Source organism: Paenibacillus sp. N22P23, assembly GCF_059383735.1.
The window spans coordinates 217,720-237,581 of sequence record NZ_JBXENT010000007.1 but is presented as its reverse complement, the minus strand read 5'-3'; the positions used below and the strand labels follow the sequence as shown (position 1 = coordinate 237,581).

Genomic DNA, 19,862 nt, shown 5'->3' with positions numbered 1-19,862 from the left:
CCCGTCCGCCGCTAAGCTATCCCCGAAGGAATAACTCCGCTCGACTTGCATGTATTAGGCACGCCGCCAGCGTTCGTCCTGAGCCAGGATCAAACTCTCCATAAAAGTGGTCCGAAGACCGTTTATGAATTTGCTTGTTAGCTCATTCAAAAAACTAGCTACGCAGATTTCTCTGCGATATTTTAAAACATTTGTTGAATCTGACGTGATTCATATGTTCAGTTTTCAAAGAACTTGTTTGTCTCACTTTCGTGGTGACAAGTGATTATGTTACCAGCTTCGTCATCATGTGTCAACAACTTTATTACTTTCTGTCGAAAGCTGTATGTTGTTGTTGTCGTATGTCTCAGAAGCGACAAGAAATAATTTAACACATACAAAAACCCATTGCAACTTGTAAAAAATGACAAAGGAGCATGCCCTCTACAACCTGCGTAGAATTCATGCTCCTAATCATTGACGCCATCAACTACTGCAACAGCTTAAGCAGTTCCTCTTCATCTTCTATTACAGTAACCCCGAGATCACGAGCCTTAGTAAGCTTGCTGCCTGCACTCTCTCCGGCGATAACGAAGTCGGTCTTCTTCGATACACTGCCGCTGATCTTCGCGCCAAGCGCCTCCAGCTTCTTCGCCGCTTCATCGCGCGTCATAAGGGAGAGCGTCCCGGTAAGCACGACGGTTTTGCCGCTGAATATGCTGTCTGTCCGCGCCGCCTCTTGCTGCTCCGCTTCTGCTTTAACGCCAAGCGCCAGCATACGGTCTAAGCTCTCCGAGATCATCGGATCGCTAAAGTACGTATAGATACTTTCCGCAACGATGCCACCGACGTCTGGCAATCCTACGAGCTCCTCGACTGCCGCGCCTCGTACAGCGCTTAGGCTGCCGAAATGATCCGCGAGCATCTTTGTTGTCGCTTTGCCTGTATTCGGGATACCAAGAGCAAATAGAAACGCTGCTAGATCACGTTCCTTAGATTTCTCAAGCGCATCAAGCAGCTTACGCGCCTTGCGATCACCGAAGCGATCAAGACCAATCAATTGATCATAGGTCAGAGAATAGAGATCTGCAGGGTCGCGAACTCCGCACTCGTCGAATAGCTGCTCTGCCGTCATAATGCTGAACGATTCGATATCCATCGCATCACGGGACGAGAAATGTGTAATCCGGCCAATCGTCTGCGGTCTGCAGCCAAGCTTATTGTTGCAGAACAGATGCGCTCCCCGCAGCTCCAATGGCGTTCCGCAGGATGGGCATACGGTAGGCGCTATGATTTCTACGCCAGGCTCATCGTCGGCTTTGCCCAGAATCTCCGGGATGACGTCGTTGGAACGGCGAATCACTACGTGCGTGCCGAGTGCGAATTTAAGATTCTTACGTTCAATATCACCGATATTGTTGAGCGTACAGTTCTGAACGGTAACGCCTGCGAGATCAACAGGCTCGACACGGGCGACCGGTGTGATTTTGCCGGTACGGCCCACTTCCCAGGATACAGACTCCAGGATCGTCGTCGTCTCTTCTGCCTCGAACTTAAACGCGACAGCCCAGCGCGGGAATTTATCGGTATAACCGAGCGCCTCGCGCGTCCGCATGTCCGTCAACTTCACGACTGCTCCGTCAATGAGGAAGTCATGCTCGCCGCGTCCTTCAGCAACGCGCTCAAGCTCTGCTTGCACCTCTTCGATCGTCGAGCAGTAAGTCGTATATGGATTAACCTTAAACCGGTTATCCTTCAGGAATTGAATCATCTGTGTGTGCTGCTCGAAGGATACACCTTCGGCATACCCGATATTATAGAAGAACGCGTTCAGCTTCCGCTCTGCTGTAATCCGCGGATTCTGGTTACGCAGCGCACCTGCTGCCGCATTACGCGCATTCTTCAGCGGCTCGGCAGCCGTTACATTGTAAGCTTCAAGTACGGAGAGATTCATAATGCCTTCGCCTTGCACTTCAATGAGACCGTCTTTGAAGGGAATCGTAAGCGGAATGGAACGGATCGTCTTTACCTGCGCCAATATCCCCTCGCCAACAACACCGTTGCCGCGAGTCGAAGCTTGCACGAGATTGCCTTCATCGTAAGTCAAATTAAGCGTAAGTCCATCAAATTTGAGCTCGATGACGTAACTAGGTTCAGGCAGCGGCGTTTCGCTTGGATTCTTGGTGTTATAGTCTGCGATTGCTTTCTTCACCCGAGTATTCCAAGCGAGAAGATCCTCGGTGTCCTGCGCTTTATCCAGACTCCAAAGCCGTGCACGATGACGATGAGGCTCGAAGCCTTTCAAAATATCGCCGCCTACGCGCTGTGTCGGCGAATCCGGAAGCAGGCTGCCTGTCTCCAGCTCCAAGCGCACCAGCTCGTCGTATAGCTCATCCCACTGTTTGTCGCTGATCGTCGGCCGATCCAGCGTGTAGTAGTTGTGATTGTGCTCCGCAATGAGGTCTATCAGCTCGCGCAGTCTCGCAAGCTTCATCGGTTCGGTATTATGTCCCGGTTCCATCGCAGTCGTCATAGACGTTCTCCCTCTCTCGTTCAAATTGCTTATACCTTCGTAATCGGTGCAAAGCTTGCAAGCAGCTTCTTCAGTCCAACCGGAGCAGGAAATGCGATTTGAAGCTCCTTGTCATTACCGGTACCCCGGACGGAGACAATCGTGCCGATGCCCCATTTGCCGTGTGACACTTTATCGCCAGCTACGAATTCGCCGCCTGCTCCGGCCCCTGCCGCTGCACCAGATGCTGCACGCGCCGCATCCATAGGTGTAGTGATTCTTACGCCGCTGCTGTTGCCGCCTGCTCCGGAAAGAGAGCCCGACCGTGCTGCCGGCGACGGCGCACCGCTGCGGAACCCAAACCCTGTTGAGCCCGATGCACCAGTTCCAGCGCCGCCGCCAATACCACCTGTAACGCGGCTTCCGGAGCCAAACCCGATTCCGCCGCCAGCCGGACGCCCGCGACCTGTTGCGGACGCATCTGTCTTCAGCTCATCCGGAACTTCCCGTAAGAATCGTGAAGGCATATTCGCATTCGTCCGACCAAACAGCGTACGCATCCGCGCACTTGTCAGATAAAGCTGTTTCTCCGCACGTGTAATCCCAACGTAAGCAAGTCGGCGCTCCTCTTCCAGCTCTTCGTTATCATTCATTGCCCGACTGTGAGGAAATACACCTTCCTCCATACCGATAATGAATACGATCGGGAACTCAAGGCCTTTGGCGCTATGCATCGTCATCAGCACGACAGCATCTTTCACGCCGCCTTCCGGCTCATCTTTGTCCATAGAGTCGATGTCTGCAATAAGGGCAAGATCCGTTAGGAATGAAACCAATGACTTGTCTTCATTACGCTTCTCAAAATCCTGCGTCACGGATAGAAACTCATCGATATTCTCCAGACGCGCTTTCGACTCCAGTGTGTTCTCACGATGCAGCTCCTCGCGGTAGCCGCTTAGCTCGAGCACCTTCTCCGTCAACTCTGTTACGGACAGGTATTCAACCATACGCGTCAGGTTCTCTATAATATCGCGGAATTCCGCAAGCGCCGTGCGGGCACGTCCTGTCAGATCAAGCCAGTCAAGCTGTTCCAATAGCGCGAACACCGAGATGCCGCGTAAACCCGCTTCGTCAAACAGTTTCGCAACGGTCGTATCGCCAATCCCCCGCTTCGGAACATTCACAATCCGCTGGAAGCAGATATCATCGTCCGGATTCGAAACAAGCCGCAAGTACGCGAGCAAATCTTTGATCTCTTTGCGGTCATAGAACTTTACGCCGCCGACGATTTGATACGGAATATCGGATTTAATGAGCGTTTCCTCTATCACCCGTGATTGCGCGTTCGTCCGGTACAGAATGGCATGATCGCCAAATTTCCGGCCGCCGCCTACATGTTTGCGAATTGCCCCTGTCACGAAATACCCTTCGTCATGCTCCGTGTCTGCCTGGTAGACGGTGATTGCTTCACCTTCACCCTGATCCGTCCACAATTTCTTCGGCTTCCTGCTGCTGTTGAGCTTAATGACGGCATTTGCCGCGTTCAAGATGTTCGCAGTGGAACGGTAGTTCTGTTCCAGCATGATCGTCTGTGCTTCGGGATAGTCTTCTTCGAAGTTCAAAATATTAGTAATATCTGCCCCACGCCACCGGTAAATCGATTGGTCGCTATCTCCTACTACGCAGATATTGTGATGCTTATCGGCTAACATATTACACAACATGTATTGCGCTCTGTTCGTATCCTGATACTCGTCGACATGGATGTAGCGGAATTTGTTCTGGTAGAAGGCAAGAACATCCGGCTCGTCCTTGAACAATTGGATCGTCTTCATAATGAGGTCGTCGAAGTCCAGGGAGTTGTTGCTCTTGAGCCGCTTCTGATACGCGGTGTACACCTTAGACACGATGCCGTCAAAATAATCACCGATCTTCAGCTCGAACTGCTCCGGTGAAATCAGTTCATTCTTCGCGCCGCCAAGCGCAGCCTGCACGCTCTTCGGTTCGACTTTCTTCGTGTCGATATTAAGATCCTTCATACAGTTGCGGATAACCGACAGTTGATCTGCGGAATCCAAGATGGAGAAGCTGTTCGTAAAGCCGATCCGGTTAATGTCTCTGCGCAAGATTCGCACACACATCGAGTGGAAGGTCGATACCCAAATATCTTGACCGGCATTGCCGACCAGCGCACTTACCCGCTGCTGCATTTCTCGTGATGCTTTATTGGTAAAGGTAATCGCCAGAATGCTCCACGGCGCTACTCGCTTCTTCTCGATTAAGTATGCAATACGGTGCGTGAGTACGCGTGTCTTGCCGCTTCCCGCTCCTGCCATGATTAGCAGCGGCCCATCTGTTGCTTGCACAGCTGCACGCTGAGGCGCGTTCAGTTTCTGAACAGCCTGGTCGATGCTGAATTCGTTTAACATAGAGAAAATAAACCCCTTTGTTCGCATTTGTTCGCCTTACTTCAGTCTAGACAACCGCCATGACTGTGTCAATTACAACCGACCGTTTGCAGGCATTTTCCTGTAAATAAAAACGGCCTTCGAAATGAAGATCCGCATGTCCGTTAAGCAGCCGATTCATTTCGAAGCCGTTCTTGTTCATTTCTGCTATCCTTGCTTACTTGGGCAGTTCCGTGGATAACACAGCATTCACCGTCGATAGCGCCGCCTCCAGATTATCATAGATGACATTGCCCACAATAACCGTATGCGCTGCTTCTGCCGCCTGTCTTGCTTTTGCCGCATCATCAATGCCGCCGCCATAGAACAACCTTGCTCCCGTCACGAGCCGAAGAACCCGCCTCACAAGTTCCATATCGCCGAACCTACCGCTGTATTCCATATAGATCACTGGCAGATGCATAAGCCGATCCGCCATATAAATGTGAGCAGCTACCGTCTCAGAATCAAGCCCCGCCTGCGCCCCCGTAAGTTTCGCCGCTTGGGCTTCCTCGTTCAAGATCAGATAACCCTCTGCCGAGGTGTTCTCCCACGGGATGAAAGCTCCGAATTTGCGCAGCGCCTGTATTTGCCTGCCCGCGAGCCACTCTGCCTTATCCGTATTCAACACAAGTGGAATGAAATAATGGTCAAATCCCGGCACAGCCGCTTCTTCATTCGACACCTCAAGCGCACAAGGCACTTCATACCGGCGAATTCGCGACATCAGATCGACGGTATTGTCAAACGTAACACCGCTTGATCCGCCTACAATGATAGCGTCCGTTCCGGACATGCAGATAGCATCGAGCCGCTCATCACTGATTTCGCGTTCCGGATCCAGCTTAAATACATGCCGCCATTCTTTATAAATTGCCGATTGCAGTTCCATGTTGCCCTCCGCCTAATCTAGATATCCTGCCGTCCCGCGGCCCGTTTACAGCTCAAGCGCCTCAATTCGCTGCATAACGGCAAATTCATTGGGATAAATCATCATAAACTCCGTTAATCCTACCATGCGAAACAGCTTCTCGTAATGAGGTGTAATCCCCCATGCGAAAGTATGTACCCCTGCTTTGCTGCCCATCCGAGCCAACCGGATCAACACTGCCATCCCGCCGCTATTAATATAATCGACTTTCGTCAGATCCAGCGCCAGAAAACGGATGCTTCGGCCGAGCTCCGATTCTTGCTCAAAGCCCGCGATCAGCTTACCTTCAGCTGCTTTACTCAAATCGCCTTCCAGCTTCAGTACCATCCCGCTTGGGAATTTCCGCGTTTCAATCTGCAATGGTTGTTCGCTCATCTTAATAAGCCCCCTCTCCAGGTCATCTGTTATCCGGTAGAAGCCGTCTGTAATTTTCTCATAAAATAAAGCTCGGTATAAAATCCACGCTCATCTCGGCCAGTTGTCCAATAATCTGCCAGTGAATCGATCATGACCAGTCCCCAGCCTCTAGGGTCCTCTGATTCCAGCTTCTTACGCATCTCCGCTTCATCTCGGGAGAGTCTTGGATAATAGCCTCCACCTTCATCATAAATCCGGCAAACGGACAGCATGCCGCCGATTTGAGCGATGACGGTAACGTAAGTATTTGGCTGCAGCTTGTTACCGTGCTCGATCGCATTAATCATCGCTTCGCACACGGCGCTCTGGACATCCTCTTTAATCCCGGACTCCGGCCATCTCTCTTGCATCCAATCGCCAAGCTTCAAAGCGATGATTCGCTCTTCGCCAAGCTTGCTGCGCAAGGACCACTCGCGCGTCATAAACGGATTATCAAACGCAGCCGCTACGTCACCGTAATCGCCTCGTGGAATATCCAGTTTATCCAGTGCACTGCGATATTCGCCTGCAAGTTCTAGCACAACCACGGTGCGATCGTCTTGCCCCGGTCCGCATGCCTGATCAACGCGAGAGAGCCATTCATCCACAACGGCAGACAAATCGCCTTCCGACTCCCAGGTGGCAATTTCCGCTTCAAGTCCTTCAAAACTGTACATTTTACCTGTTCGATCGATCGCCTCGATCAGTCCATCCGTATACAGCAGGAATCGATCCCCGTCCTTCAACTGCAAGTCCTTCTCCTCGTAAACGGCCTCAGGGTCAATCCCGATTGGAAGTGAACTGCAATCAATCGCGGAGAACTGCCCGTCCTTGGCAATAATGTATGGCGATAGATGTCCTGCACTGGCATATTGCACCTTATTATTGGTTAGATCTATGACGCCTACACCGATGGATACACAGCCTTCTTCCCCCATCGCTTCACAGAGCTGCCGATTCATTCGCGCCAGCACCTCCGAAGGGCTGCCATTTCTCCGAATTTCAGAGCGGAAAACCAGCAGTTGTGCCGACATGATGAGTGCCGCGGGCAATCCTTTGCCTGACACATCACCGATCATCACTGCAAACCGGCTGGGGCCAAGTGACACGACGTCAAAGAAATCCCCGCCGACCTCTCGGTACGACTGGCAGCGCGCTGTAATGTGATAAGCGCCTATCGTCAAATTGCCGGGCGGAAGCAGCTTCTGTTGCACATTGTAAGCCATTTTCAATTCCCGCTCCAGTGATTCATATTCCCGATTAATGCGATTTTGCAACTCGCTGTACGCAACCGCCAGCTCGCCGGCTTCGTCATGAACAACAGACGTTGTATGGGCATGCCGAATATCATTGCCGCCAACAAGTCCCCGAATATCCCGTATGAGACCTCGAAGCTCCTGCCTAAATTGCATGGTCACATAACTGAACAAGCTTAACCCGATTACGAAATAAAATAAGGCAATCAATCCGAATTTATAAGGCTCCATCGATTCATGCGGTCTCGCTGTCACAATCGCCAGCTGAAACAAGCTTAGAATCGTCACTAGAAATGTGCAAGTATAGGTAATAACAAGCGGCTGCGAAACAGAAGCCCTTCCGTCAAAGCTGCCGGAAAGCGGCTGCAGCTTCATCATATAGGGACGAAACAGTCTCCGCACCGAGGTAAAGAGAACGAGTGCCACCGTCATGATGAGACTTTGCTCCCCCGCCATAATACCGGTTAACTGCAGCCAATCGATGTAATGGCCCTGCTCTTTATCATTCCACACCTTGATGATATCTGCCAAATGAAAACTTGCTGAGATTAGCAGCCCCAGCAGCAGCACACTGATCAGAAGCTCATAAGGCATACGATACAACCGGATAAGCGCTGTATTCGTCAGCCTGTTGTCTCTGTACATCCCCTTCTCCGTGGAAGAAGAAGTGTCTTCTTGGAGCTTCTTGATGACGGGCTGCAGTCGCCATGCCGATGCACAAACCAGAACAACCGCTATCATGACGGCCCCGAGCACGTTAACGATAAACGGAAAAGGGAACATGGCCTCAAAGTGCGACACCAACATCGTTTCCGCTCGCAAAATCAACAAACTGAGCACCAGCGCAATCACATAGATGATCAGCAGCCGATTAAGCAGCGAGCGTCCCGCATAGGATGGCCGATTCTTGCTCTCAGTCGTCCTCAATTCCATAGCAGGTTCCTAACTTCTTCGAGCGGTTCACTGCCCAGTTCCTCTTTGCAAACGCGCTCTAGGCGCCGGTACCAGCCAATTGCCTCGATTCTCCGATCTCCGCGCAAGCAAAGTCTGATCATCGCCTCATAAGCTTCTTCCTGTTCCGGCCGCAGCGCAATCCAATCGGCCAGACTCTGTTCGACTCTAGCCTCATCATGCAATTCACTGTAATAGCCGGCTATTCGCTTAATCATATTCGTCTGCCGATCCAAGAGCTGTTCCCTGATTCGCTCCAGCCACTCCGCATATGGAAGTTCCGTACCAAGCAGACCATAGAGAGGAAGCGCCTTGTCATACAACCGGCATGCTTCTTCGCGGTCATCCATCCAGAGCTGATCGCCAACGCGTGACAGCGTCAAATAGCTTTCCACGTCAATGGCTTCAAAAGTTATCTCCGAGACGCCAACGACGCCGCGTTTGGCATAGACAAGATCCTCCGGCATGCCCAGTTCTTTTAACGAGGAACGTAAGTCATGAAGGGTGACATAGAGCTGATTGGATCGTTTGGCAGGATCGCCTTCACCGAAAACCCGTTCAATGACCTGCTCTCTGTTTGCCTTGTAGCCCGGTTGAAGCAATAAATATACGAATAATTCTCCGGCCTTCCGCCGCTTCCATATCGGTTCCGCCAGCTTGCCTTCAGGCGTACTGAAGTTGATCCCGTCAATGAGCTGTACCCGCCATTTCGCCATCACGGTATCAGCGGCCTGCTCCTTATCAATTGAAATCTCTAGATCTACATCCGGTTGTACTTCATCTCTATTCAGCGGCACAGCTCCCGACTGCTGATCCAATTCGGTTAACTGCTGCTGCCTAATTTGCTCTTGCGCAAAGAACGTGATCGTGTGCGCTTCCACATCCGTCTGTTCAGCCATCGCCTGCTTGATCTCCGCAGCAAATCGGTCAATCGCCGGCGTGGAGACAAGTTTCCGCAGCCGATCCAGCTTCGGATAGAATTGTTCGGCTTGAGCAGCCTGCCCCTCTTGGAGCAGCCGTTTGATTTGAGCTCCGCTGGCATAGATGGTGCTTTCAATATCCGCTGTCAGTTCGGCAGGAAGATTCTCATCCGGCTGCTGCATCAGAATCGCTTTGCTCAAATAAGCATAGCGTTCAGGAAGCATCGCGCACAGATCGGAATCCGGCTCCTTGCTCGTCAGCACATGAACCAGCAGAGCGCCTGACGTGTTGTTCACCATGTGACGTTTTAGCCAGTGCAGCCAAAGCTGCCAATCGGGATGCTCTCTTTCGAGGGGATCAAACAACAGCCGATCAAGCAGCACAAACCCCATCCATAGCGGCTTGCATTCCTCTCTGAAGCGTTCAGCGGACATAATAAAGAGACGCTGCGCCTTTTCGTATCGAGGGGATCCATTGGCTTCTGCGTGAGCAAGTGCCCACGGTACAAAACCGCTGCAATTCTCCGGATTACGCTCCCACTCCTGCGCCAGCAGTGCCATAACAGGCTTTGACTCCTGCTTATCGCCTACCTGCTCGTACAATAGACCCAGCATTGCCATCATCGTCAGCATCGAGGAATCATCCGCTTGTGCAGCAAAACCTCGCAGGGCTGCTTCCAGCCTTTGCTTGGTTTCGATTAACCGCCCACTAAGCAAGCCGTCCTCACATTCGGCGCGAAGCAGCAGCGGCGATTTCATTCTTATATCAGCCGGAATAGCCAACAATTGCGTAATAGCGGGCATTTGGCCATCCAGAATCGTCTGTTCGACCTTCAATACTTCCATGAGCCAACCATCCTGGTTGGTCTTCACCTTGTTAGGTTGTTTCATTGGTTATCCTCACCAAGCCTATCTTATTCTCGACTTTCAGCAGGTAAGACTTACTTGCTGACACGAAATATACATAACATGAATTACTGCTACTATTCGCCCCCTAATCCCGAAAACCTCCCTAACTGTCGAAATTGAAAGAAATTTGTAAGGGGGGACTAGGAAATAAAGACTATATAAGAAAAGAGGGGCCGCCTTAGCTGCCCCTCTACGCATTATTTTACCAACTGACCTCTTGTAACACCGAGTTGATTGATGGCTTTCAAACTGCGCCATACTTGCGTACCGCCAATTCGTCCGGCGATTGCATCGCTGTACAGCTCGATTACCTCATCCACTTTATCAGCGGTCTCTTCCAGAAACTCGATCCGGAAAGAAGCTACACCAAGATCGCCAAATTGTTTGATGTATTCAGCGCCCGACTGCTCAATGGCGTTATAGACTGTATTCCGGCAGCCTTCATCGACGCGAACCGGATGAGACATTCCGATTCTGTCCTGCAGCGACACCCGGCGGTCTTCACACGGTCTGCCGCAGTTTGTGAAATCTGTTCCTTCGCTTAGGAACGTGCAATACACGCAGTGCTCCGTATGGAACATCGGCAAATGCTGATGAATGACGACCTCCATACGCGACGTATCGCTGTTACGAAGCAAATCAAACATTTGCTGTACGTTCAAATCATAGGACGGTGTAACCAGACTGCAGCCTGCATCGAAGAAGAGATCAGCTGCTTTATGATTCGCAATATTCAGCGAGAAGTCCCCGATCAACGTCGGGAACGACTCATTCGGCTTGGAAGCGCGTGCCCGCAAATAGTAATACAGCGCACCTGTATTCCTTACCAGAACGGCATCAGGCTTCAGCTTCAAAATATTCGCATGGTAGCCGTTCTCGTTCGGCATATGGATCCGCGGCGTCACCAGTCCAATCGGCTTGCCCGCGCTCCGCGCAAGCTCCATCGCAGCGGGAAGCTGCTTGATAAACTCGAAATCGGCATAAACCATGCCGACTTTCTCGGAGCGCACCGCAGCTTCAAGCTGCGGCAAGCTGCGGCAGAGCACCGTCAGCTTTGCCCCAGTGCCGCGGCCTGCAGCCGCAAGCTCGCCACCGGCGCTGACGCTGCCTTCGCCACGGACGCGCACATCATCGTAAACCTCGACGGCGCGCTTCACGTACACGGGCGGCTTCGGTCTCTCGCCCGCCAAAGCCTCGGCCGCTTCACGGCGCATCCGGTTCAGCTCACGCATCGGCACGATAAGGTCACCTTGCAGGTCGACCTCAAGCGCCTCGAGCTGATAAACTGTGCCGCCAAGGCGGCCCAACTGCTCCTCGAGCAGCGCTTGATCCATCGGACGTTTCTCCGCGTGCTCAAGCAGAAGCTCGGAGGCAATCTCTACCGTGTTGCCTTTCTCGACATCCGTCCACCACGTGCGCAGCGGCTGTCCGAGCCCGCCGGTGACTTTCACATGCAGCGGGAATACGCGGTAAGGCTTCTCGGTCTCGTACGAAGCACGTAGACGCTTGTCCAGCGCAGGGTCATTTGTTTTCCAAACCCGATCCCCTACATGAACCTTGCGCAGGTCGATATCGTTACGCCCCGGCACCAATTCAATAACCGTACCCTCTTGCGCTTCGCCTTCAAACTTCGTGCCTTGTCTGCGCAAATCGTAGACGCGGCCGCCTTCTTCCTTCTTCGTCGGATCTCCCGCGTCGAAGACAATCCCGTCGCCGCGCTTAAGCGGCGCTTCGATTCGGCAGACAACAGCATCGCGAAGCACCCGCTCCACGCGTCCCAGATAGACGCCGCGGCTCTTGGGGAATGTACCTTCCACGAGCTTTTTGTTGTTGGTCCCGGTCAGGAAGCCATGCGTAAATCCACGCGAGAAGCTCTGCTGCAACTCACGGATATCTTCCTTCGAAGGGGCAGAGCGATCCCCATCGAAATATTTATCAATCGCCTTGCGGTATTTGCTCACCACGTTGGCTACATATTCAGGGCTTTTGAGACGTCCTTCGATTTTGAAGGAAGTCACGCCTGCTTCGATTAGTTCCGGCACCAGCTCAACTGCTGCAAGATCCTTCGGAGAAAGCAGGTAGGTAACATCGCCCATCACCTTCTGCTCGCCATCTACCATCAGATCATATGGAAGTCGGCAGGCTTGCGCACATTCGCCGCGGTTAGCCGAACGGCCGCCCCACATCTCCGAGGTCAGACACTGACCGGAGTACGATACGCATAGCGCTCCGTGTACAAATACTTCCATCGGCAGCTTCGCCTGTTCACCGATCGTCTTGATTTGCTTTAAGTTATTCTCCCGGCCAAGTACGACGCGCTCGATATCGAACGGCTTCGTGAACTCTACCGCTTCCGGGGATGTAATCGTCATCTGAGTCGAGCCATGAATCGGGAAATCCGGGGAAAGCTCTCTAATGAGCTTCACCAGTCCAAGATCCTGCACGATAACCGCATCAACACCTGCATCAATACACGCCTCTATCAGCTGCTTCGCACTATTCAGCTCTTCTTCAAACACCAATATATTAAACGTTAGAAATCCTTTAACGCCATAGCTATGCAGGAATGCCATAACTTCAGGCAGCTCATCCGTATGAAAATTGTTCGCCCGCGCCCGTGCATTGAATTTCTCTACACCAAAAAAAACAGCGTCGGCTCCATTTGCCACAGCTGCCCTCATACAATCCCAATCGCCGGCCGGTGCCAGCAGTTCGACATCTTGCCGCTTGATCATTACCATCTTGACTTCCGCCATCCTTATCTATCAATCACTTATTTCTTTAAGTGTACCAGAGCTTTCGCCTAAACAAAAGCGACCCGACTACGTGAAAGCTGCTCATTCCCTAATTATTCCCGTTTGGAAGCGACATCATAACAACGTCAATGAATGGTCCGGACTGCTAAACGAATGAATAACCTGCCTGATCTATCTGAATTGATCTATCATTACGGTTGCTTCACATAGACCATTACGGGTTATAATTGTTTTCCATGTAATGCTTGAAAGTAGTTGTATTTCTGGTTTCCGCAAGATTAAGCCCGTTGGATTCCGTATCCATTCGCGTTCCTCTTCATCAAACGATTATCATTGAGCCAGGATTAGTTTTTGTCCATTTACTATGCTTTTTTGGCATTGGAGGCGTTGAATCTTAACCTTGTCTTCTGCCCATGCTATAATAGGTAAAGCCATTCGCAATACATATCCATTTGGGAGGTAACTATACACGTATGAAACTCGGCGTATTCTCTGTCCTATTCGCACAGAAATCATTCGAAGATGCTTTGGACTACATCGCATCGAAAGGCTTGGACGCAATTGAAATCGGAACTGGCGGCTACCCAGGCAACGCACACTGCGATCCTGACACACTGCTTGCTGACGAAAGCAAACTCAAAGCGTTCAAAGATGCTATTGCTTCCCGCGGCTTGACGATCAGCGCACTTAGCTGCCACGCAAACCCGCTTCACCCACAGAAAGCGATCGCAAGCGAGCATGATGCTGTCATCCGCAAAACGATCGTGCTTGCTAACAAGCTTGGCGTTTCTGTTGTAAACACATTCTCCGGCTGCCCTGGCGACCATGAGGATGCGAAATACCCGAACTGGCCGGTTGCACCATGGCCAAACGATTTCCAAGACATCTTGAAATGGCAATGGGAAGAGAAAGTCATCCCATACTGGAGCGAGATCGCGAAGCTTGCTACAGAGAACAATGTCAAAATCGGTTTGGAGCTGCACGGCGGCTTCTCCGTTCACAGCCCGGCAACACTGCTTCGCCTGCGTGAAGCTTGCGGCGATGCAATCGGCGCTAACCTTGACCCAAGCCACATGTGGTGGCAAGGAATCGATCCGGTACAAGCGATCCATATTCTTGGACGTGCCGGCGCGATTCACCACTTCCATGCGAAGGATACAACGATCGACACGAACAACGTGAACAAGCACGGCGTAACGGACATGCAGTCTTATGCCCTTATGCTTGACCGCGCTTGGCAGTTCCGCACAGTTGGTTACGGCCATGATATGAAAGTATGGGCTGACATCATCAGCGCACTACGTCTTGTTGGCTACGACTATGTGGTCAGCATCGAGCACGAAGACGGTCTGATGTCCGTAGACGAAGGTTTCACGAAAGCTGTTCAAAACCTGCAATCCATCCTCATCAAAGAGCCGCTTGGCGAGATGTGGTGGGTTTAATCTTCATAATAAGAAACTCCGGCCTTCCTTGGCCGGAGTTTTTTGTTGTTGTAATGGCAGCGCAGCATTGTGGCAACAAAAAAAGCCGCTCGGCCCTCTTGCACATGCTGCGCAAGAACCGAAGCGGCTTATATCGGTACAGGCTGTAGAATTACTGCAGCCAGACTTTGAAAATCATAACGTAGTTAGCAAATGCGAATACAAGCAACGATACGGTTGCAAATCCGATCGCAAACACATTTTTCTTCGGACGAGCCATAATCAAACGGACCCAGCCGATGAAAATAACAATTGTAAATAGCAGCATCATAATATCCATTGGATCGAACTTTGCAATTGTCGCTGTTGCGTTCTCAGCAAGAAACATTGGTGAAGACCTCCTTATTTTCGCACGTAGCCTATATTAGTTATGTTAGCCTCATCACGAGCTCGATGCAAGCCACAAACGAGAATCGTAACAAGTTTGTCACCATTTGATTGAGGAGCTTTTTATTATAATCAGAGTCTTCATCTTTTATAAGTAACTCTTATAGTTGTACCATTCCTTCTCATTGTCGCATGGTTTGAATTATGTTACCATTCATAATAGTAATTTCATACGGAAATCGTCGGATTTTCGAACCCTTTAGAGCAGAGCAACCCGAGCATAACATTCCTAGGAGGAACGAAGCAATGGCATATGAAGCCGTATGGATGAATGACCCTTCCAAATTAAATAAATTCGAGTTTATTAAAATGGAAAAAGACGGTCTGGATGTAATTCGCACCATCATCGACAAGTATTCGAAGGAAGGTTATGCTTCCATTCCCGAAGACGATATGAACCGTTTCAAATGGGCCGGCGTTTACGAGCAGAAGCCCCGTGAAGGCTACTTCATGATGCGTATCCGGATCAACACCGGTATTATTACTACTGCACAAGCTCGCGCAATTGCTTCCATCGGCCGTGATTATGGTCGCGACCTGATCGACGTAACGACGCGTCAAGCGATTCAGTACCACTGGCTTAAAGTCGAAGATCTGCCAGACATCTTCAACCGCCTTGAAGCGGTTGGCTTGTACTCCTACGAAGCTTGCGGCGACTGCCCGCGTACGATTGTCGGTAACCCGCTTGCCGGTATCGACCGTGATGAGCTGATGGATACACGTGAGCTTGTTGAGCAGGTGAATGATTTCTACCTGATGAACCGTGATTTTTCCAATTTGCCTCGCAAATATAAAATGTCCATTTCTTCTAACATCTATAACAATGCTCACGCAGAGATTAACGATATTGCCTTCACGCCTGCAACTAAGGTTATCGATGGCGAAGAAGTAATCGGCTTCCATGTGTATGTCGGCGGCGGCCTCTCCGCAAAGCCGCACTTGGCGAAAGAACTTGATATGTTCGTTCGTCCGGAAGAAGTGCTTAAAGTATCGATCGGTGTGACGACCATTTTCCGTGATTTCGGCTATCGTGAGAAGCGTCACCAAGCCCGCTTGAAGTTCCTTATGGCGGATTGGGGTCCTGAGAAGTTCCAAGAGAAGCTCACCGAGATTATCGGTGAAATGCCAACTGCGGGCGAAAGCAAGATTGTCGGTTGGAACGCGGTATACTACGACGGCGTATTCCCGCAAAAACAAGAAGGCTTGAACTTCATCGGACTGAACGTACCCGTAGGACGTACGAATTCCGATGAGCTGGAGCAGCTTGCTGATGCAGCGGACAAGTTCGGTGATGGCACCATCCGGACAACAATGTCGCAAAACATTATGCTTGCCGGCATTCCTGACGATAAGGTTGAAGAAGCGCTGCAAGTGCCTGTTCTGAAACGTCTGTCTCCGAATGCGAAGCCGTTCATGAGCCGAACCGTTTCTTGCACAGGTAACGAGTTCTGTAACTTGGCTGTTGTAGAAACGAAAGAACGCGCTCGCCGCGTTGCCGAGTACCTCGATGAGAGAGTTGAACTGGACGAGAAAGTTCGGATCCATTTCATCGGCTGCCCGAACGCATGCGGTCAGAAACACATTGCAGACATTGGTCTACAGGGTGCTCTCGTGAAAACGCCTGAAGGCATGGTCGATGCATTTGATATCGCGGTTGGCGGTATCCTTGGACCAGGCGCTAAGTTTAACGAATCGCTGAAAGGCCGCGTCAAAGGCGACGACCTTGGCGGCGTGCTTGCACAGCTGCTGCTATTCTACAAAGAAGGCCGCGATTCCGGCGAAACGTTCCACAACTTCGTGAAGCGTGTAGGCGTACCGGCATTCCAAGAGAAATTGACTGAGATTTTAGCTAGCTAATTGTTAACGGCCCGAAGGAACTAATCCTTCGGGCCGTTATTTGTGTTCTGGTATGAAAGAAAGCCCCTAAGCTTACACTGATGACCTGCCGAATTTCGTTCAGCTGGTTACTGGTAGCTTAGGGGCTTATGGTTTGTCGCTTAGACGTTATTCTTCGATGCCTGCAGCAACGCTTTGCACTTGATTTCGCTGCTGTGCAATCGTACGTTCACGGTCACGCTCCAGAATCGGCTTCAAGTAGCGACCTGTGTAAGATCCAGCAACCTTAACCACTTCTTCCGGTGTACCCGTTGCTACGATGGCACCACCGCCATTACCGCCTTCCGGACCTAGATCCAGCAGGTAGTCGGCGGTCTTGATGACGTCGAGATTATGCTCGATGACGAGTACCGACTCGCCTGATTCCACCAGACGGTGCAAGACGACTAACAAACGATCGATATCATCGACGTGCAGGCCTGTTGTCGGCTCATCGAGGATATAAAGCATCTTGCCTGTGCTGCGGCGATACAGCTCTGCTGCAAGCTTCACGCGCTGTGCTTCGCCTCCGGACAGCGTAGTCGCCGGTTGACCTAAGTTCATGTAGCCAAGGCCAACATCAAGCAGCGTCTGGAGCTTCCGGTGGATACGAGGTACATTACGGAAAAACTCCGTAGCATGCTCAATGGTCATTTCCAGCAATTCCGCAATGCTCTTGCCTTTATATTTCACATCGAGCGTTTCCCGATTGTACCGTTTGCCTTTGCAAATCTCACAAGGCACGTAGACGTCGGGAAGGAAGTGCATCTCAATCTTAATGATGCCATCTCCGCGGCAGGATTCACAGCGGCCGCCTTTCACGTTGAAGCTGAAACGGCCTTTCTTATAGCCGCGTACCTTCGCTTCATTCGTCGATGCGTACAGATCGCGAATATCATCAAACACGCCGGTATACGTAGCTGGGTTCGAACGTGGGGTTCGGCCGATAGGCGATTGATCGATATCGATTACCTTCTCGATATGCTCAAGCCCCCGGATTTCTTTATGCTCACCTGGACGAACCTTCGCTTTGTTCAGATCACGAGCAAGTGTTTTATAGAGAATTTCATTCACGAGCGTCGACTTACCGGAACCGGAAACGCCGGTTACCGCGGTAAATACGCCAAGCGGGAACTTCGCATTCACACCGCGAAGATTGTTCTCCTTCGCTCCTCTCACTTCCAGCCACTTGTCGCTGGTGGCGCGGCGAGTCAGCGGAACCGGAATGAACTTACGACCGCTCAGATAAGCGCCTGTAAGTGATTGCTCGTCCGCCATCACCTCTGCAGGTGTTCCCATCGAGACCACTTGGCCGCCGTGGATTCCGGCGCCCGGTCCAATGTCGATGATGTAATCGGATGCCAGCATCGTATCCTCATCATGCTCAACGACAATAAGCGTGTTACCCAGATCGCGCATATGCTCTAACGTCTGGATGAGCTTGTCGTTATCGCGCTGATGCAGCCCGATACTAGGCTCATCTAAGATATAGAGGACGCCCATCAGACTCGAACCGATTTGCGTAGCTAATCGAATACGCTGCGCCTCACCGCCGGAAAGTGTACCAGCAGCACGGTTGAGGGACAAATACTCCAATCCGACATTAACAAGGAAACCAAGACGGCTGTTGATTTCTTTCAAGATGAGGTTCGCAATCAGCTTCTCCTTCTCTGACAGTTCAAGAGCATTGAAGAAACGATCTGCATCACCGATGGAGAGCGAAGTCACATGGGAAATATTTTGGCTGCCGATCGTTACGGCAAGACTTTCTTTCCGCAAACGATGGCCTTTGCAGCCTGCACACGGCTTAGCGCTCATGTACTGCTCGATATGTTCACGGATGCCGTCAGATCCCGTATCCCGGTAACGGCGCTCCAAATTGTTGATAATCCCTTCGAATGGCACGAGCGCTTCTTTGGAATGCCCGAAATCATTCTCGTAACGGAACCGTACGCGCTCGCCGCCCGTACCGTTCAATAGCTTCTTCATATGATCTGCGGACAGTTCGCTAACCGGAACGTTCCGTGGAATGCCGTAGTGCACACATACCGCTTCAAGGAATTGCGGGTAATAGTTCGATGTGCTGCCTGCCCATGCTTCGAAGGCACCTTCTTCGATCGATTTGGTTGCATCCGGAACTAGGAGATCCGGATCCACGATCATTTTGGCACCTAGTCCGTCACAATCCGGACAAGCGCCGTATGGGCTGTTGAATGAGAACATCCGCGGTGCAAGCTCATCAATACTGAATCCGCAGGCCGGGCATGCCAGATTGGAGCTGAACAACAGTTCTTCCTTCTCCATAACATCAACGAGCACCTGGCCGCCTGACAGCTTCGTTGCTGTCTCGAGCGAGTCGGCAAGTCGGCTTTGAATGTCGCTCTTGACGACGATCCGGTCAACCACGACCTCGATATTGTGCTTCTTGTTCTTCTCAAGCTCGATCTTCTCGCTAAGTTCACGAAGCTCGCCATTCACGCGCACACGAACAAAACCTTGCTTCTGCACATCAGCCAGCAGCTTGGTATGCTCACCTTTCCGTCCGGAGACGATCGGCGCCATAATCTGCAGCTTCGTTCGCTCCGGATATTCCATAATCCGGTCAACCATCTGCTCCACCGTCTGGGATGTAATTTCGATCCCATGCTCTGGGCAATGCGGTTTCCCTACACGTGCAAATAAAAGACGCAAATAGTCATAGATCTCCGTAACCGTTCCGACTGTCGAACGCGGGTTGCGGCTCGTTGTCTTCTGGTCGATGGAGATCGCCGGGGAAAGACCTTCGATGGAATCCACATCCGGCTTCTCCATTTGACCGAGGAACTGACGTGCATAGGCAGACAACGATTCGACGTATCGGCGCTGACCTTCGGCGTAGATCGTATCAAACGCAAGCGAAGATTTGCCGGAGCCGCTGAGCCCGGTTAATACTACAAATTTATCGCGTGGAATCGTCACGTCGATGTTCTTCAAATTATGGGCTCTCGCCCCTTTAATTACGATAGAATCACTGGCCACTGTTTAATCCTCCTAAGAATATAGCACGAACTATATTCGACTTC

12 protein-coding genes and 1 rRNA gene are annotated in these 19,862 nt (G+C 51.2%); 2 read left to right on the top strand and 11 right to left on the bottom strand.

All coding sequences use genetic code 11. From position 1 onward, the window contains the following. From AC506A_RS24135 to AC506A_RS24095, 9 genes are all read right to left on the bottom strand, one after another. Positions 1-105, bottom strand: a 16S ribosomal RNA gene (locus AC506A_RS24135); the annotation flags it as partial. 364 nt (positions 106-469) lie between these two features. Continuing rightward, complete coding sequence (gene ligA, locus AC506A_RS24130; RefSeq protein WP_495463555.1) at positions 470-2,473, bottom strand: NAD-dependent DNA ligase LigA; 2,004 nt, start codon at positions 2,471-2,473, stop codon at positions 470-472. A gap of 68 nt (positions 2,474-2,541) precedes the next feature. Beyond that, positions 2,542-4,920: a DNA helicase PcrA gene (gene pcrA / locus AC506A_RS24125; protein ID WP_495463543.1), complete on the bottom strand. Its 2,379-nt coding sequence runs from the start codon at positions 4,918-4,920 to the stop codon at positions 2,542-2,544. 46 nt (positions 4,921-4,966) lie between these two features. Continuing rightward, complete coding sequence (locus AC506A_RS24120) at positions 4,967-5,101, bottom strand: hypothetical protein (RefSeq protein ID WP_495463542.1); 135 nt, start codon at positions 5,099-5,101, stop codon at positions 4,967-4,969. Positions 5,102-5,116: 15 nt separating this feature from the next. Continuing rightward, complete coding sequence (pcrB, locus tag AC506A_RS24115; protein WP_495463541.1) at positions 5,117-5,830, bottom strand: heptaprenylglyceryl phosphate synthase; 714 nt, start codon at positions 5,828-5,830, stop codon at positions 5,117-5,119. A 45-nt stretch (positions 5,831-5,875) separates the two neighbouring features. Further along, on the bottom strand, positions 5,876-6,244 hold the full coding sequence (locus AC506A_RS24110; RefSeq protein ID WP_091225055.1) for an STAS domain-containing protein: 369 nt from the start codon (positions 6,242-6,244) through the stop codon (positions 5,876-5,878). A gap of 29 nt (positions 6,245-6,273) precedes the next feature. Then, positions 6,274-8,454 (bottom strand): ATP-binding SpoIIE family protein phosphatase, encoded by a 2,181-nt coding sequence (locus tag AC506A_RS24105; RefSeq protein ID WP_495463540.1) that lies wholly within the window; start codon positions 8,452-8,454, stop codon positions 6,274-6,276. After that, a complete protein-coding gene (locus AC506A_RS24100; RefSeq protein WP_495463539.1) occupies positions 8,445-10,283 on the bottom strand; it encodes an AfsR/SARP family transcriptional regulator in 1,839 nt (612 codons plus the stop codon). Before AC506A_RS24100 ends, AC506A_RS24105 begins: the two co-directional genes overlap by 10 nt. A 215-nt stretch (positions 10,284-10,498) precedes the next feature. Beyond that, the gene (locus AC506A_RS24095) at positions 10,499-13,042 is read right to left on the bottom strand and encodes a U32 family peptidase (RefSeq protein WP_495463538.1); all 2,544 of its coding nucleotides are present in this window, start codon (positions 13,040-13,042) and stop codon (positions 10,499-10,501) included. 488 nt (positions 13,043-13,530) lie between these two features. Here AC506A_RS24095 and AC506A_RS24090 point away from each other — a divergent pair, with 488 nt between their 5' ends. Next, positions 13,531-14,499 carry a sugar phosphate isomerase/epimerase family protein gene (locus AC506A_RS24090; RefSeq protein WP_091225049.1) on the top strand — a complete coding sequence of 323 codons (969 nt, stop codon included), beginning with the start codon at positions 13,531-13,533 and terminating at the stop codon, positions 14,497-14,499. Between the two features lie 151 nt (positions 14,500-14,650). Here AC506A_RS24090 and AC506A_RS24085 read toward each other — a convergent pair whose 3' ends face one another. After that, positions 14,651-14,866, bottom strand: coding sequence for a hypothetical protein (locus AC506A_RS24085; protein WP_495463537.1), 216 nt, complete (start codon positions 14,864-14,866; stop codon positions 14,651-14,653). Between the two features lie 305 nt (positions 14,867-15,171). Here AC506A_RS24085 and AC506A_RS24080 point away from each other — a divergent pair, with 305 nt between their 5' ends. Then, on the top strand, positions 15,172-16,782 hold the full coding sequence (locus AC506A_RS24080) for a nitrite/sulfite reductase (protein WP_495463536.1): 1,611 nt from the start codon (positions 15,172-15,174) through the stop codon (positions 16,780-16,782). Between the two features lie 147 nt (positions 16,783-16,929). Here AC506A_RS24080 and uvrA read toward each other — a convergent pair whose 3' ends face one another. Further along, positions 16,930-19,818, bottom strand: a complete 2,889-nt coding sequence (gene uvrA / locus AC506A_RS24075; protein ID WP_495463535.1) for an excinuclease ABC subunit UvrA — start codon at positions 19,816-19,818, stop codon at positions 16,930-16,932. Positions 19,819-19,862: the final 44 nt, after the last annotated feature.

Excerpts from the sequence above, each read along its gene's own strand:
- AC506A_RS24105 (WP_495463540.1), bottom strand. The coding sequence starts at position 8,454 with ATGGAATTGAGGACGACTGAGAGCAAGAATCGGCCATCCTATGCGGGA.
- AC506A_RS24100 (WP_495463539.1), bottom strand. The coding sequence starts at position 10,283 with ATGAAACAACCTAACAAGGTGAAGACCAACCAGGATGGTTGGCTCATG.
- AC506A_RS24120 (WP_495463542.1), bottom strand. The coding sequence starts at position 5,101 with ATGAACAAGAACGGCTTCGAAATGAATCGGCTGCTTAACGGACATGCG.
- AC506A_RS24095 (WP_495463538.1), bottom strand. The coding sequence starts at position 13,042 with ATGGTAATGATCAAGCGGCAAGATGTCGAACTGCTGGCACCGGCCGGC.
- pcrB (WP_495463541.1), bottom strand. The coding sequence starts at position 5,830 with ATGGAACTGCAATCGGCAATTTATAAAGAATGGCGGCATGTATTTAAG.
- AC506A_RS24085 (WP_495463537.1), bottom strand. The coding sequence starts at position 14,866 with ATGTTTCTTGCTGAGAACGCAACAGCGACAATTGCAAAGTTCGATCCA.
- AC506A_RS24090 (WP_091225049.1), top strand. The coding sequence starts at position 13,531 with ATGAAACTCGGCGTATTCTCTGTCCTATTCGCACAGAAATCATTCGAA.
- AC506A_RS24080 (WP_495463536.1), top strand. The coding sequence starts at position 15,172 with ATGGCATATGAAGCCGTATGGATGAATGACCCTTCCAAATTAAATAAA.
- ligA (WP_495463555.1), bottom strand. The coding sequence starts at position 2,473 with ATGAAGCTTGCGAGACTGCGCGAGCTGATAGACCTCATTGCGGAGCAC.
- pcrA (WP_495463543.1), bottom strand. The coding sequence starts at position 4,920 with ATGTTAAACGAATTCAGCATCGACCAGGCTGTTCAGAAACTGAACGCG.
- AC506A_RS24110 (WP_091225055.1), bottom strand. The coding sequence starts at position 6,244 with ATGAGCGAACAACCATTGCAGATTGAAACGCGGAAATTCCCAAGCGGG.